The organism is Streptomyces sp. NPDC031479, from assembly GCF_055581065.1.
This window is the reverse complement of record NZ_JBVIKC010000011.1, coordinates 21317-36897: the sequence shown is the minus strand read 5'-3', so window position 1 is coordinate 36897 and position 15581 is coordinate 21317. Positions and strand designations below refer to the sequence as shown.

The following is a 15581-nucleotide window of genomic DNA, read 5'->3' as shown; positions in this document are numbered from 1 at the left end:
ACCCGTTCCCTGACCGCGACCCGCCGTGCGGCCGTACCGTCCCCCTCCCAGGGACCGGTACGGCCGCACGCCCGTGTTTCGCGCGTCATGCCCGCCCTACGTGTCCACCGCTCACCGCCCCGCCGCGGCGAGCGGTGCCCCGGCGTGTCCGGCGGCGGCCCGCACCCAGCGGTCCAGCACCGCTTCCGCGGCCCCCGAGTCGAGGGCCTCCGCCGCCACGGCGACGGCTTCCCGCAGCCGCTCGGTGACCCCGCGCCCGCCCGCCGGCCCGGCGGCGGCCAGCGCGGCCCCCGCCGACAGCAGCACCGCGTCGCGGACCGGGCCCCGCTCCCCGCCGGCGAACAGCCGTCGGGCCACCTGCGCGTTGTACGCGGCGTCGGCGCCCCGCAGGGCGTCGGCCGGGGCGAACGCGATGCCGAGGTCGCGGGGGTCGAAGGATTCCTCCCGGACCCTTCCCCCCTCGACGCTCAGCACGGTCGAGGTGCTGGTGACGCTGAGCTCGTCGAGCCCGTCGTCCCCGCGGAACACCAGGGCGCTCGTGCCCCTGCGGGCCAGCACCCCCGCGATGAGCGGGAGCAGCCGCGCGTCGGCCACCCCGACCGCCTGGGCGGTCGGCCGGGCCGGGTTGGTCAGCGGCCCGAGGGCGTTGAAGACGGTCGGGATCCCCAACTGCTTGCGCACCGGCGAGGCGTGCCGCATCGAGGGGTGGAAGTCGGGGGCGAAGCAGAAGGTGATCCCCGCTTCCTCCACCAGCGCCGCGACCCGGGCCGGCGGCAGGCGCAGGGTGACCCCGAGCGCCTCCAGCACGTCCGCGGATCCCGAGGCCGAACTCGACGCCCTGTTGCCGTGCTTGACGACCCGGGCCCCGGCGCCGGCCGCGACGATCGCCGACATGGTGGAGATGTTGACCGTACGGGCGCCGTCGCCCCCCGTGCCGACCACGTCGACCGTGGCGCCGGGCACGTCGAGGGTCACCGCGTGGTCGAGCAGGGCACGTACCAGACCCTCCAGTTCGCCGACCGTCTCCCCCTTGCCGCGCAGGGCGACCAGGAAGCCGGCGAGCTGGGCGTCGGTGGCCTCGCCGCGCATGACCTGGTGCATGGCCCAGCCGGTGTCGGCCTGAGCGAGGTCCCGGCCGGCGAGGAGGGTCTCCAGCAGCGTGCTCCAGTTGCGGTCCATCAGTGCCATTCTCCGGATTCGGACGTGGTGGTGGGAACGGGGACGGGCGTGGCACCCGGGGTGCCGTCGGCGGTGATGCTGACCGGGGCGGCGTCGGATCCCTCTTCGGCGATCTGCACTCCGCCGGCCACGGCCACGGCCACGGCGATGGCGATGGTGATCCGCTTGACCTGGGTGCGCCACGTGTTCTGCATCTCGGTTCTTCTCCCCCGTTGAGTCCCACTTGAGTTCCGGTCTGTTCCGGTGAGAAGAACACTAGGAAGGAGCGGCTTCGAGCTGATATCGCTCTGCTTCCAGGGCCTGGCACATTTCGATAATGACGATATAACTGCTGGTCAGATGGTGCCCCGATGTCGATAACGAGCATCGGGGCACCGCTTGACCAGCGGACCGGGGCCGCTGGAGGACCGCTTGAGGACCCGTCGCGGCCCGGTCGGCGATAAAGCCGGAAGCGGAGGCTCAGCGTTCCCGGTACATCTCGGCCACCAGGAAGGCCAGATCCAGTGACTGGGTGCGGTTGAGCCGCGGGTCACAAGTGGATTCATAGCGTTCGCTCAGCCCGTCCAGGCTCACTTCCTCACCGCCGCCCACGCATTCGGTGACATCGCCCCCGGTGAACTCCAGGTGCACGCCCCCGGGATGCGTCCCGAGCTCGCGGTGGACCTCGAAGAAGCCCTTCACCTCGTCGACGATGTCGTCGAAGCGGCGGGTCTTGAGCCCCGACGGCGCCTCGAAGGTGTTGCCGTGCATGGGATCGCTGACCCATGCCACCGGCGCCCCCTCCGCGGCCGTCTTCTCCACCAGCACGGGCAGCCGCTCGCGGACCTGCCCGGCGCCCATGCGGACGATGAACGTGAGCCGGCCGGGCTCCCGTTCGGGGTCGAGCCGGTCGATCAGCCGCAGCACCGTGTCGGAGTCGGTGGTCGGGCCGAGTTTGACCGCGATCGGGTTGGCGATCTTCGAGAAGAACTCCACGTGGGCCCCGTCCAGGTCCCGGGTGCGTTCCCCGATCCACAGCATGTGGCCGCTGCCCGAGTAGCGCCGCCCGGTCGTCGGGTCCTCACGGACCAGCGGTTCCTCGTACTCCAGCAGCAGTCCCTCGTGGCTGACGAAGAACTCCACGGCGTGCTGGATGCGTTCGTCGGCCCCGCAGGCCCGCATGAAGTTGAGGGCCTGGTCGATCTGGGTGGCGAGGGCCGAGTACCGCTCGCCGACGGGTGAGCGGGCCACGAAGTCCTGGTTCCAGGCGTGTGCCTGGCGCAGGTCCGCGTAGCCGCCCGTGGTGAAGGCCCGTACGAGGTTCAGCGTGCCGGAGGCCGCCTGGTGCATCCGCAGCAGCCGGCCGGGGTCCGGTTCCCGCTCGCCCGGTTCGAAGGGGAAGCCGTTGACGGCGTCGCCCCGGTAGGCGGGCAGGGTCACCCCGTCGCGGGTCTCGGTGGGCTTGGAGCGGGGTTTGGCGTACTGGCCCGCCATCCGCCCGATCTTCACGACCGGCACGGAGGCGGCGTACTGGAGGACGAGCGCCATCTGGAGCAGGGTGCGCACCTTGCGGCGTACGGAGTCCTCCCGCACGTCCGCGAAGGTCTCGGCGCAGTCCCCGCCCTGGAGCAGGAAGGCCTCCCCTCTGGCGACGGCGCCGAGGCGCGCCTTCAGCTGCTCGCACTCGGCGGCGACGACGAGCGGAACGCTGTCGCGCAGTTGCGCCCGTACGGCGTCCAGGGCCGCTCTGTCGGGCCACTCGGGCTGTTGTGCGGCGGGCAGGGCCCGCCAGGAATCCACGTGGTCCACGAAATGCTCCTTTGTCACCCGGCGAGGGCGTCTGCGGGCTGGGTCCGTGCGGTGGTGAGGAAGTTCTCCAGGAGCCGCATGCCGCCGACCGTGGTGATCGACTCGGGGTGGAACTGGACCCCTTCGACGGCGAGGGTGCGGTGGCGCAGTCCCATCACGTAGCCGTCGTCCACGGCGTGCGCGGTGGCGATCAGCTCCTGCGGCAGGGGTTCGGCGACGATGAGCGAGTGGTAGCGCGTGGCGGTCATGGGGGCGTCGAGCCCGGCGAAGACCCCGGCGCCGTCATGGGCGACCTCGCTGGTCTTGCCGTGCTTGAGCCGGTCCGCCACCTGCACGCGGCCCCCGTAGGCCAGGCCTACGGCCTGGTGACCGAGGCAGATGCCGAGCAGCGGCACCCGCCCGGCGAAGCGGTGCACCAGCTCGACGTGGCCCGACTCGGCGGGGTGTCCCGGGCCGGGGCCCAGGACCACGGCGTCCGGCAGCCGCGCGGCGAGCTCGTCGGGGCTCCGGGTGCGGGAGCGGACGACCTCGGTGGTGGCGCCGAGGGTGCGCAGGTACTGGTCGATGATGTGGGTGAAACTGTCGTACGCGTCGACGAGCAGGACCTTCACGGGAGCAGCTCCTCACCGGTGAGCGCCCAGTAGGCGGCCCCCATCTTGTGCAGGGTCTCGCGCCACTCGGCGGCGGGCGAGGAGTCCGCGACGATGCCGGCGCAGCTCTGGGTGGAGTACGTCGACCCGTCGTGGGTGACCGTACGGATGCACAGCGCCAGCCGGGACCAGCCGCGGACGTCGACCAGGCCGACGGCCCCCGCGTACATGCCCCGGGAATCGCTCTCCAGTTCGGAGATGATCTCCATGGCGCGGATCTTGGGGGCTCCGGTGACGGTTCCGGCGGGGAAGGTGGCGGCCAGCGCGGACCAGGTGTCCTCCCCCGGGGCGAGCAGGCCCTCGACCGTGGAGACCAGGTGGAAGACGTGCGAGAAGGTCTCGACCGTCATGACGTCGCGGGCGTCCAGGGTGCTGGGCAGGCTGACGCGGCCGATGTCGTTGCGGCACAGGTCGACCAGCATCACGTGCTCGGCCCGCTCCTTCTCACTGGCGAGCAGGGCCTCGATCCGGGGCCCGTCCACCGCCGGGTCCCCGCTGCGCGGGGTGGTGCCGGCGATGGGACGCATGACGATCCGGTCGCCCTCGGTGCGGAAGAGCACCTCGGGGCTGGCGCCGATCAGCGTGGAGCCGTCGCGGGGGACGAGGTACATGTACGGGGAGGGGTTGCGCGCGCGCAGCCGGCGGTAGACGTCCGCGGGGGTCAGCGCCGTGTCGACCTCGATGCGGTGACCGATCTGGATCTGGTAGATGTCGCCGACGCCGATGTGGCGCAGGCAGCGTTCGACGTTGCCCAGGAAGGCGGCCTCGTCCGTGCTGTCGCGGACTGCCAGCGGGGCGGGGGCCCCGGGGGCCCGGCCGGCCGGCTCGGCCATGCCGGCCGTCAGCCGTTCGACGATCCCGGCGAGGTCGGTGCGGGCGGCGGGGCCGCCGTCGGGGCCGAAGGCCTCGCTCCGGGCCGCCAGCCGGACGGCGGTGCCGGCGTCCAGGTCGTACCAGACGGTGTCCTGGAACAGGGTCAGGACCAGGTCGGGGGCCTCGTCGCCGGAGCCGTCGCGGGCGGGGAGCTCCTCCATGTACCAGGCGGCGCCGTAGCCGATGGTGGCGAGGAAGCCGAAGGCGTACTCGGGGCGGGTGCTGTCGACGTCGAAGGACGCCTGCACGGACCGCAGTACGTCCCAGACCTGGCCGGGCCGCTCGAACAGCCGGTCTCCGCCGGGTCCTTCGACCAGCCCGAGCCGGTCGGCGACCGCGGACAGCTCGGCCAGGACGGGGGCCACGCCGACGGCGGAGATCCGCCCCGGGTGGATCCGCAGCTCGGCGAGCCGGCCGAAGCCGACGACGGCCGAGTTCCCGTCGAACTCGGGGCTCTCCAGGGACTCCAGGAGGAACACGTCCTCCCCGAACCGGGCGCGCAGCGCCTCGTAGAGCTCCATGGGCGGGTGCGGGTCGAGGGCGCTCTCCTCGATCCGGACGGGGAGGGGGCGCCGGCCGTGGTCGGCCGGCGCCCGAGTGGTGGTGTCGAGCAGTGTGGTCACCGGTTCACTTTCCTCGGGTGGCTCGGGGCCGTGGTGGGGGCGGCCGTGGGGGATTGCGGGGAGCGGGAGGCCTCAGCCGTAGCGGCGCATCTCGTGGAAGAAGTCCTCGACGACGGCCAGCCGGCCCTGCGCGTGGAGGGTGTCGTAGATGTGCCGGCCGACCGCGAGGTCGAGCACGCCGAGGCCGAAGGGGGAGAAGAAGACGGGCTTGTCCTCGGGGACGGGAAGCTTCCCGGAGAGCACGTCGTAGAGGGTGCCGTCGACGAACTCGCGGCTTCCGGTGAGCTGTTCGGCCAGGTGGGGGGAGGTGTCGGCCTTGAGGCAGTGCTCGATGTCGTCGACGACGTTGAAGCCGGAGAGGATCACCTCGGGCGACAGGTCGCGCAGGGAGACGTGCAGCACGAGCGGGTTGTGCCCGAACCACTGCGGGTCGGTGACGTGGGGGGTGCCCGCCACGGTCGCGAAGACGACCAGGTCGCTCTCGCGGATCAGCTTCTCGGCGCTGTCGTGGACGGTGACCGGTCCCTGCTCGCCGGAGCGGGTGAGGTAGTCGGCGAAGCCCTCGGCGTGCTCGGTGGACAGGTCGTGCACGCCGATCTCGTCGAACTCCCAGCCCGTGCCCGCCAGGTACTGGTGGATGAAGCGGGCGATCAGGCCGACGCCGAAGAAGCCGATCCGGCGCGGGCGGCGGCCGGCCGGGCTGAGCCGGTCGGCCGCCAGCGCGGCGGAGGCGGCGGTGCGGGCCGCGCTGATGATCGAGGATTCCAGGCAGGCGATCGGGTAGCCGGTCTGCGGGTCGTTGAGGATCAGTACGGCCGAGGCGCGCGGAATTCCTGCCGCCACATTCTCGGGGAAGCTGGAAATCCACTTCACTCCGTCGACCGGCGCCCCTCCCCCGATGGACGCCGGAAGCGCGATGATGCGCGAGGTCGGCCGGTCGGGAAAGCGCAGGAAATAGGACGGCGGATTCACCGTCCCGCCCTCACCGTGCACCCGATATGCGGATTCGATCAATCCGACCACTTCGGGCGCACGGCCGTCCAGGACTTCGTGCACCTGGGCGCCGGGGATCACGGCGAAAGAGGGCGCGCCGGTCGTACGTGACATCGCAGACTCCACAGCTCGGCAGTTTTCTCGTCTGCGATGACGCTAGGGATCCGCTTTATCGCCGGGTTATTGCACGCTTACGCGTTCTTCCCCGCACCCCCGGGCGCCGGCGCGCCGCCGGAACCCGGCCGGTCCAGCGCCCGCACCGCCTTCTCCTCCCACGGCGGGGCGCCGATGCCCTGGAAGATGCCGAGCGCGGCCCGCAGGTGCGCCTGCCCCTCCTCGTCGCGCCCGCTCCCCCGGTAGGCCTCGCCGAGCGCGAGCCGGATCTGTCCCTCGATCATCGGGCTCCGGGTGCGCCGGGCCGCCTCCAGGGCCTCCAGGAAGGTCCGCTCGGCCGCCTCGGCAGCGCCTGCCGAGTGCCGGGTCTGCGCCAGGCCCAGCAGCGCGTAGGCCTGCCCGAGCAGGTCGGACTTCTCCTCCACGATGCCCACCGCACGGGCGAAGGCCGCCTCGGCCTCCTCCAGCCTGCCCAGCTCCAGGTACGCGCTGGCCAGCCGGTACGCACCCTGCGCCAGGCTGCGGGAGACACCGCCCTGGATGGCCTCGGAGACCCGTACGGCGTCCAGGCCCAGCTCCACGGCGGCTTCCGGCTGGCCCTGGTCGAGGGCGAGCTGGGCCAGCCCGTTGAGCACGTAGGCCTCCGAGGCCCGGTCACCCGCCACGCGGAACACCGGGAGCGCCTCACCCAGCCGCTCCACGGCCCGGCCGTATTCCCCCCGGATCCGGTCGATGACCGCGAGGTTGCGCAGGACCAGGGCCCGGCCCACCGCGTCCTCGGCCCGCGCGTAGAGGTCGAGGGCCGTCTCGTGCCGCTCGGCGGACCGGTCGAGCAGCCGCAGCCGCAGGTCCAGGGCGCCGAGCTGCTGCTCCATCGCCGCCTCCCCGCGCAGGTTGTCCGCCCCGCGCGCCGCCTTCAGCGCGACTTCGCTGCACCGGCGCCAGTCCTCCAGGTAGTTCCGCGACTCGAACAGGACCGTCATCGAGGCGACCAGGTCCCAGGCGAGGTCGGACAGGCCCGTGCGGGCCGTCTGCTCGACCAGGGCGACCAGCGAGAGCCGCTCGGCCTCGTACCACTCCAACGGCGCCGCCAGGAGTTCCTCCAGCAGGACCGCGTCGATCTCCCGCCGGGGCACCTCGCTGTGCACGATGCCGTAGTCACCTCCGTACTCGCGCCGGTGCGCCTCCCCGGCGATGGTCAGGCAGGTCCGGAACACCCGGTCGCAGGCCGCCAGCCGGTCCTCCTCGCTCTCCTCCTCACGCGCCAGCTCGTCGGCGTAGAGCCGCATCAGGTTCTGGAAGCGGTAGCGCAGCTGCCCGGTGGCGTCGACGCCGACGACCTCCAGGAACTGGGCGTCCACGAGGTGCTCTATCAGCCGCTCGGCGTCGAGCACGTCCTGGTCCATCAGCGCCGCGCCGACCCACGCGGTGAAGTCCGGTACCGAGAGCAGCCCGAGGTAGCGGTAGAGCCGGGCCGCGTCCTTGTGCAGGTAGCGGTAGCTCAGCTCGAAGCTCGCCCGGACCTGGGACTCGCCCTGGCTGAGCTCGTCCAGCCGGCGCCGCCCGTCACTGAGCCGGGTCACCAGGTGCCGCACCGACCAGTGCGGCTTGGACGCCAGTCGGGCCGCGGCGATGCGCAGCGCCAGGGGCAGCCGGTCGCACAGCTCGACCAGCCGGGCCGAGTCCTCGGGTGCGGCCAGGATCCGGGCCTCCCCGACGATCCGGCCGAGCAGCTCGACGGACTCGTCCTCGGGAAGCACCCCGAGGTGGACCCGGGCCCGCGGGGGCCAGGTGACCAACTGCTCCAGCTGCTCCCGGCTCGTGACCAGGACGGTGCAGCCGCCGCTTCCCGGCAGCAGGGGCCGGATCTGTGCGAACGTGCGTACGTTGTCGAGCACCAGCAGCACCCGGCGTTCGGCCAGGACGCTGCGGTACAGCGCGATCCGGTCCTCCAGCCCGTTGGGCACCTCCTCGCTCTCCACCCCGAGGGAGCGCAGGAATCGGCTCAATATGTCCCCGGCGGTGGTCGGGGCGTGGTGCTCGTCATAACCGCGGAGGTCGGCGAACAGCCGCCCGTCCGGGTACTGTTCGGTAACCCGGTGCGCCCAGCGGACGGCGAGGCCGGTCTTGCCCACGCCCGCGACGCCCGTGATCAGCCCGACGGTGGGCGCGCGACTGTCCTCACCCTGCCCGTCCACCAGGGTGTCGAGGGCGATGAGTTCCTCCCTGCGTCCGGCGAAGCCGGGTACGTCGGGGGGCAGTTCGGAGGGCACGACGCGGTTGCGCGCCCCTAAGGCGTCGCCCGTCGCGTCGGCGCCGGCCGCGACAGGCGCCTCGTACGCCAGGGAGGGGTCGTCGCGCAGGATCGCGTCGTGCAGCTCCTGGAGCTCGGGACCCGGATCCATGCCCAGTTCGTCGATGAACTGGCGTCTCGCCTCCCGGAAGCTCTCCATCGCCTCGGCCCGCCGCCCGGATCTGTACTGGGCGAGGATGAAGTGGTAGCGGGTGCGTTCGCGCAGCGGGTGTTCCCGTACGGTAGCGGCCAGCTCCGGAAGCAGCAGCTGGTGCCGGCCGAGCTCCAGCTGGACGCTGGTCATCGCCTCGTAGGCGTTGATCCGGACTTCCTCCCAGCGGGCCGCCTCGTCCTCGACGAGCTGTCCGGTGACCCCGGCGAGCGCCGGTCCGCGCCACAGCGCCAGGGCCTCGGCGTAGCAGCGGGCCGCGTCGGCCGGACGGGCGTCGCGGACCGCGGTCTCGGCCTCGGCGACCAGCCCGGTGAAGGTGACCGTGTCCAGCGCGTGCCCCTCCGCACGCAGCAGGTACCCGGGGTGGGCGGTGACGATGACTTCCTCGGTCACGCCCTCGGTCTTGATGGCCTTGCGCAGGGCGGCGATGACGATGGCCACCTGCGTCCGCGCGGTGGCAGGAGGCCTGCCGTTCCAGACTACATCGACAAGTGTGTCAACTGGCACAATCCGCCCGGGACTCAGGAGCAGAAGGGCCAGAATCGTACGTTGCCGGGCACCTCCTACCAGAATCGGCCGCTCCCCCACGGTGGCCATAAGTGGACCAAGAATTCTGAAACTGAGCCGCTCACCCAATGGATCTCCCCCCGTCACCGACCGGGCCCGGCCAGCGGGAGCAGCCTACCTGTCTGTCGCTGACAGAAAAGATGCCTGACGCAAGCCAAGTGACTGATGAGACACCCTGACCGAAAGCTGATCGATCATCTCTGGATTGGCTGAAATTGACCCCTCGGAGCCATCCCGCCCTCCTCGCCAAGAGAACAATTTCAAGCCACACTCGACGAAACCGGAAGCTCCGCTTGACCCAGCACGGACAACGGCCCGGCTCCCACGAGTGGTCGCTCGTGGGAGCCGGGCCGTGCGCGGGGTGCCGTCAGTCGCGGGCCGGGGTCGGCGTCGGGGCGAAGCGGAGGGGGTGCTGCAGCGATTGCGGACCCCGGACCCGGGTCCCGAAGACCATCAGCTCGCACCCGGGCGCGACGCGGCAGTCGACCGCCCGGCCGTCGATGGTGTTGAACGCCGCCGAGACGAGGACCTCCTCGTCGAGCCTGCCCTGGTCCGTGGTGATCGGCGGACGGCCCCGGGCCCGGCAGCCGGCCTCCTCCGTGGCACCCGCGACGCACTCCATGACCGCCGAGTGGAACTGCGGCTCGTAGCCCCGCCCGGTGGCGTGCACGGACTGGCCGTCCACCAGCCCCTGGTCCGGGTCCACCCGGAACGTGGGCGCCGCCTCCGGTTCCCCGTGCGGCCGGAAGGCCAGCGGGACGGTGGTGAGGACGGCCCCGGTGATGTCGGTCAGCGCCAGCCGGCACGGATGGGCGGCGGTCGCGGTACGGCAGTCGAAGGTGCCGGCGCCGGTCGCGAGCTGCGCGTAGAGCTTCTTCGGGAACACCGGGAGCGTGCCGTCCGGAAGGACGCGGAACTGCCGGCCGGTGTCCGCGTCACAGGCACCGGCGACGGTGTCCGGGGCGCAGAGCTCGACCAGCACGTAGGCCTTGGCCGGCCCGCCCGTGACCGAGAACCCGACGATGTCCCCGTCGAGCAGCCCGCTCGTACGCTTCACGAGCAACCGCGGAGCCGCCGGCGCGGCCTGCGCGGTCCCCCCGAACCCCACCCCGGCCAACGCCAGCACCAGCGCGGCGCGGGCGAGTGACCCCCACAGCCTCATGCGTTCCCCCTCTGGTCGCCCTGTCCGGTCGCAGGCATCCTCCTGCCCGCGGCACCCCTCGACAAGGCCCAGAATTCGCCGCACGGCGGCCGCGCGCCCCCTACCGGTGGCCGGCCTCGGCCCCCTGCCGTCGCTCCACCGACGCGAGCGCCAGTACCGCGGCGGCCGCGGCGCTGATGCCGTGCCGCAAAGTGGCCTCCGCGGCCGGAGCGAAGTCCGCGGCGTGGTTGGCGGGCAGGGACTGCACCTTCTCCTGCGGTGAACCACCGGGAGCGGCGCGCCAGTCTGCGGCGCTCACACACCCGAGGAACCAGTACACGGTCGGGACGGCCGGGGTGGATCCGTGCGCGAAGAACGGAAAGTCCTCACCGGCCAGCATCGGCGGCGTGGACAGGACGCGCCGCGGGCCCAGCAGCGCCGTGTGGGCGGCGTGCACCCGCGCGGCAGCGGCCGGGTCGTTGATGTTCACGGGTGCCTTGGGTCCGACCGTGATGTCCGGGTCACGGGGGCATCCCGCCGCCGCAGATTCGGCCCGCACGATCCGCTCGACCGCCGCGACGGCCCGATCCAGTTGGTCATCGGAATAGCAGCGGATGCTGATGCCCAGCTCGGCACGGTCGGGAATGACATTGGGAACGGTCCCGGCGCGCAGGGCACCCACCGTGACGACCAGGGGTTCGAACGGGTTGTTCTCCCGGGAGACCACCGACTGCAGCCGCTGCACGGTGGCCGCGGCCGTCAGCACCGGATCGATGCTCAGGTGGGGCGCCGCGCCATGGCCGCCCCGGCCGTGGATGACCACCTCCACCACGGTGGTCGCCGCCGTCAGCGCACCGGGTCCATGGGCGACGACTCCGCACGGCAGGGGCGCGACGTGCTGTGCCAGGATCACGTCCGGGACACCGAACCGTTCGAACAGCCCGTCCTCCAGCATGGCGCCGGCACCGGTCAGCGTCTCCTCGGCGGGCTGCCCGATCACCATGAACGTCCCGGACCAGGTGTCGCGCGCGCGGCCCAACAGGGATGCCGCGCCGGCCGCACACGCGACATGGGCGTCGTGGCCGCAGGCGTGCGCCACCGGGACGGAGCGTCCGTCGTCCGTCGTCGCGGTCCGGGTGCTCGCGTACGGAAGTCCGGTGGACTCGGCGATCGGGAGGGCGTCCATGTCGGCGCGCAGCGCCACCAGCGGGCCTTCGCCGTTGCGGAGGACGCCCACCACGCCGTGACCGCCGACGCCTTGCGTCACCTCGCATCCGGCGTCCCTCAGCCATGCGGCGAAGCGCGCGGCGGTCTGCTCCTCCTGCCCCGACAGCTCGGGGGCCGCGTGCAGCTCCCGGTAGAGCTCGAGGGCCTGCGGCAGTACGCCGTCGAGGCCCGCCACCGTCGACCGGATCGCCTCATGGAGCGGGGCCGTGCCGGTGGTGGTGCTGGTGGTGCTGGTGCTGGTGCTGTCCATGTGTTCCCCCGTCGCAGCTGTCACAGCCAGCCGGCTTCTCTGGCCGCCCGGTGGGCGGCGACCCGGTTGTCCACGTCGAGTTTGCTCATGATCGAGGACATGTAGTTCCGCACGGTGCCCTCGGCCAGGCACAGCCGTCCCGCGATCTCTCCGAGCCTGAGCCCTTCGCCGGAGAGGGTGAGCACCTCGCGCTCACGTGTGCTGAGCGGACTGCCGCCGAGGGCCAGTGCGTCCGTGGCGATCTCCGGGTCGATGAACCGGCCGCCGCCGTGGACCTGGCGTACGACGTCGGCCAGCTTCGCGGCCGAGGTGTCCTTGGTGATGAAGCCGCGTACCCCCAGGCGCATGCTGCGCTGCAGGTACCCGGGGCGTCCGTGACTGGTGAGAATGACGATTCCGCAGTCGGGTGCTTCGGCCCGGACGGCCTCGGCCGCCTCCAGTCCGTTCATCACCGGCATGTCGAGGTCGAGGACGACCACGTCGGCGCCGGCCTCGCGTACCGCGGCCACGGCCTGGGCGCCGTCGGCCGCGACCGCGACCACGTTCATGTCCTCGGGCGCGGAGAGGATGACGGACAGCGAGTCGCGGATCAGCTGCTCGTTGTCCGCCACGACGATGCGGATCGTCACCTGTGGATCACCTCGGCTCCGGAATCGTGTCGCTTGCCCTCACCCAACGGCGCGTGCGCGAGCAGCGTGAACGTACCGTTGTGGACGCCCGTGGTCAGCTCGCCGCCGACGACGGCGAGGCGTTCCCGCAGACCGCGCAGTCCGCTGCCGCCCGTGCGGCCCTCGGACCCGGGGGCGATCGGGTTGTCGTTCGAGATCTCGATCATGAGTCGTCCGTCGTTCACCCTCAACTTGATGCGGCACTCCGTGGCCTTGCTGTGCCGCAGGATGTTCGTGACGCCCTCGCGGACGATCCAGCCCGTCACGTCCTGCACGTGCTGCGGGATGTCCGGGGGCACCTCGTCCGCTCGGCAGCCGATGCCCGCGGAGGAGAGGACGGAGCGCACACCGTCGAGTTCCGCCGCGATGGACTGCTGGCGGTACCCCCGGACCAGGGTGCGCAGATCGGAAGCCGATTCGCGCGAGATGCCGAGCGCGTCCCGGATCTCCCCCGCCGCCTTGTCCGGGTCGTTCCCGATGAGCAGGAGGGCCACCTCCATCTTCATGCCGATCACGGACAGGCCGTGGCCGAGCACATCGTGCAGGTCGCGTGAGAAGCGCAGCCTCTCTTCCACGACCGCCAGCCGGGCGAGTTCGGCGCGGTTGTCGTGCATCTCCCGGGCGAACGGGGGCAGCACCCCCAGCGTTCCGAGCACCATGACGGTGACGGCGCTCTTGACCAGCATGTCCACCAGTACGTCGGCGGGCACGGCCAGCATCAGCCCGGCCAGAGCGGTGCCGGCGAGGATCAGCGGTACGACCCAGCCCCACCTCCGCGGGGTGAGGCTCACCACGGCCGCTCCGGCGGCCAGGCAGGGCAGTGCGCCCCAGGCCGGCCCGAGGGCCAGCAGCATGGCGAAGGAGACGCTGGCACACACCGCGAGGTCCGCCTGGTGCCGGTTGCGCCCCCTGCCGCGGGCCACGGCGTCCCACACCGTGCGGGCGTAGCCGAACCCGAAGGCCACGGAGCCCAGTACGGCGGCGACGACCTGGCCGGGGGGCGGCCGGTGGGCCAGCCACAGGGCCATGGCCTCAAGGAGGAAGACCGTTGCCGTCAGCAGGATCAGCCAGGCGACGGCGCGGGCGACCGTGGTGGGCGTGCGCCCGTGCATCTGCCACCGCCTCATCGTTCTCCATGTGCTGCAGGGCGACTGTATCCGAGCTCGATCAACCGCAGGCCCCCCGTCCGGCCTGCCGTACCCGGGCCGGCCGGACGGGACTCAGGCGGACCGGCGGGGATCCCAGCGGAAGAACCGCTTGCCCATCGAGAACGACAGGCCCATCCACGCGCAGAGCAGGCCGATGGGCGCGGCGCAGGCCTGGAAGGACGCGACGAAGCCGACGGTGGCGAGGTGGCCCGACGCTGCCGGGTCGCTGGCGAAGTCCCGGCCCAGGTAGGCGGTCCTGACGATCTCGACGACCGGACTGGAGGGCAGATACGGCGCGATGTGCTGCGCCCAGCCCGGGAGGCTCGAAATGGGCATGGCGATGCCGGAGGTCATCATCATGAGCAGGATGACCGGGGTGACGATCCAGGTGGAGACCTCCCCGCTGGGCAACAGCCCGGAGAGACCGATGGCCAGCAGGGAGAAGGCCAGCGCCCCGAGCACGATGCCGACGAGCAGCAGCAGGGGATTGCGGGGCATGGGCGCGTCGATCGCAACCACCCCGGCGACGACCAGGATGGCGACCTGGATCAGGCTGGTGACGCTGCCGCTGGCCGCTTCGCCGGCCAGAATGGCCGTATCCGGCAGCGGGGTGCCGCGCAGCCTTTTGTAAACCAGCCGGTCCCGGCGGGACGCGGCCGAGTTGATGACGTTGTACACGATCCACAGCAGGACGAAGCCGATGAAGCCGGGAAGCAGGTACACCCCCGAGTCGAAACCTGCGATCTCCCCCTCACCGTGCTGGCTCACGGTGTACGCCAGGCTCAGGCCGAGCGGGAGCAGCGCGCCGGTCAGGGCGAAGCCCAGGTCCCGCCAGTAGACGCGCTGGGAGAGGAGGAACTGCGAGTAGGTGAAGCGGAACCAGCTCATGCCTGGACCTTTCCGGAAGCCGCGACATCGAGAAACACGTCTTCCAGTGATGCCGTGCGCACTTCGAGGCCGCGCAGGGCCGCACCGTTGCCGTCGGCCCAGTTCAGCAAGTGCAGCAGGACGGGTTGCGGATCGGCGGTGATCAGAGTGATCCGGCCGTCGGCCTCCCGGATCTCGGCGCCGGGGAGGGGCGGCAGCGTCTGGGCGCTCACGCCCGGTGAGACGGCCAGTGAGATCCGGGCGTTGGACTCCCGGGCCACGACGTCCGAGACGGGACCGTGCCGGACGATGCGGCCGTGGTCCATGATGGCGACGCGGTCGGCCAGGAACTCGGCCTCCTCCATGTAGTGCGTCGTCAGCAGCATCGTCATGCCGTTGTCGACCATCTCCTTGAGGAAGCGCCAGGTCTGGCGCCGCGACTCCGGATCGAGCCCGGTGGTGGGTTCGTCGAGGAAGAGCAGCTTGGGCCGTCCCAGCACGGCGAGCGTGAGGTCGAGCCTGCGCTTCTCGCCGCCGGAGAGTCGCCCGACAGGGGTCTTCGCCTTGGACTCCAGGCCTACGATCCTCAGCGCTTCGTCGGTGTCGACGGCGTTCGGTGTGAAGCGGCGCCAGGCACGGATGGTCTCCAGGACGGTGAGGTCGCCGAAGAATCCCGCTTCCTGGAGCATGATGCCGATGTCGGAGGCTATCCGGGCCCGCTCCGTGAGGGGGTTGGCTCCGAACACCGACACCGATCCGCCGGTGGGCTTGAGGTAGCCCTCCAGCACGTCCAGGGTGGTCGTCTTGCCCGCGCCGTTGGTCCCGAGCAGGGCCACCACCTCGCCGGGGTACACCTGGAACGAGATGCCGTCGACGGCAGTCGTCCCGCCGTAGTCCAGCCGCAGTTCACTGACGTCGATGACGGGGTGTTCGCTCATGGGAAGACCTTAGGAATCACGGCGTGCCGCCTGCCAGGGCAGAGCCTCACGGGTTGCGGATGGAGTTCGCGTGGGGCCGGGCATGACCTT

General features: G+C 71.7%; 13 protein-coding genes. All 13 read right to left on the bottom strand.

The window, feature by feature from the left end:
- Positions 1-111: 111 nt before the first annotated feature.
- The 13 genes from trpD to ACZ5D2_RS14715 all read right to left on the bottom strand — a co-directional run bounded on the left by trpD (position 112) and on the right by ACZ5D2_RS14715 (position 15491).
- Complete coding sequence (trpD, locus tag ACZ5D2_RS14775; RefSeq protein WP_371676249.1) at positions 112-1179, bottom strand: anthranilate phosphoribosyltransferase; 1068 nt, start codon at positions 1177-1179, stop codon at positions 112-114.
- Positions 1179-1373, bottom strand: coding sequence for a hypothetical protein (locus ACZ5D2_RS14770; protein ID WP_371676250.1), 195 nt, complete (start codon positions 1371-1373; stop codon positions 1179-1181). Before ACZ5D2_RS14770 ends, trpD begins: the two co-directional genes overlap by 1 nt.
- A 265-nt stretch (positions 1374-1638) precedes the next feature.
- The gene (locus ACZ5D2_RS14765) at positions 1639-2958 is read right to left on the bottom strand and encodes a class II 3-deoxy-7-phosphoheptulonate synthase (RefSeq protein WP_371681132.1); all 1320 of its coding nucleotides are present in this window, start codon (positions 2956-2958) and stop codon (positions 1639-1641) included.
- Positions 2959-2981: 23 nt separating this feature from the next.
- Positions 2982-3578 (bottom strand): anthranilate synthase component II, encoded by a 597-nt coding sequence (locus ACZ5D2_RS14760; protein ID WP_371676251.1) that lies wholly within the window; start codon positions 3576-3578, stop codon positions 2982-2984.
- Positions 3575-5113: an anthranilate synthase component I family protein gene (locus ACZ5D2_RS14755; RefSeq protein WP_371676252.1), complete on the bottom strand. Its 1539-nt coding sequence runs from the start codon at positions 5111-5113 to the stop codon at positions 3575-3577. Before ACZ5D2_RS14755 ends, ACZ5D2_RS14760 begins: the two co-directional genes overlap by 4 nt.
- A 72-nt stretch (positions 5114-5185) precedes the next feature.
- A complete protein-coding gene (sbnB, locus tag ACZ5D2_RS14750) occupies positions 5186-6220 on the bottom strand; it encodes a 2,3-diaminopropionate biosynthesis protein SbnB (RefSeq protein ID WP_371676253.1) in 1035 nt (344 codons plus the stop codon).
- A gap of 77 nt (positions 6221-6297) precedes the next feature.
- The gene (locus tag ACZ5D2_RS14745) at positions 6298-9282 is read right to left on the bottom strand and encodes an AfsR/SARP family transcriptional regulator (protein ID WP_371676254.1); all 2985 of its coding nucleotides are present in this window, start codon (positions 9280-9282) and stop codon (positions 6298-6300) included.
- A 337-nt stretch (positions 9283-9619) separates the two neighbouring features.
- A complete protein-coding gene (locus ACZ5D2_RS14740) occupies positions 9620-10414 on the bottom strand; it encodes a neocarzinostatin apoprotein domain-containing protein (protein WP_371676255.1) in 795 nt (264 codons plus the stop codon).
- Between the two features lie 100 nt (positions 10415-10514).
- Positions 10515-11870 (bottom strand): amidohydrolase, encoded by a 1356-nt coding sequence (locus tag ACZ5D2_RS14735; RefSeq protein ID WP_371676256.1) that lies wholly within the window; start codon positions 11868-11870, stop codon positions 10515-10517.
- Between the two features lie 20 nt (positions 11871-11890).
- Positions 11891-12499, bottom strand: coding sequence for a response regulator transcription factor (locus tag ACZ5D2_RS14730; protein WP_371676257.1), 609 nt, complete (start codon positions 12497-12499; stop codon positions 11891-11893).
- A complete protein-coding gene (locus ACZ5D2_RS14725; RefSeq protein WP_371676258.1) occupies positions 12496-13650 on the bottom strand; it encodes a sensor histidine kinase in 1155 nt (384 codons plus the stop codon). The genes ACZ5D2_RS14730 and ACZ5D2_RS14725 overlap by 4 nt, the downstream gene beginning before the upstream one ends.
- A 108-nt stretch (positions 13651-13758) precedes the next feature.
- Positions 13759-14574 (bottom strand): ABC transporter permease, encoded by an 816-nt coding sequence (locus tag ACZ5D2_RS14720; protein WP_214931779.1) that lies wholly within the window; start codon positions 14572-14574, stop codon positions 13759-13761.
- A complete protein-coding gene (locus ACZ5D2_RS14715; protein ID WP_371676259.1) occupies positions 14571-15491 on the bottom strand; it encodes an ABC transporter ATP-binding protein in 921 nt (306 codons plus the stop codon). Before ACZ5D2_RS14715 ends, ACZ5D2_RS14720 begins: the two co-directional genes overlap by 4 nt.
- Positions 15492-15581: the final 90 nt, after the last annotated feature.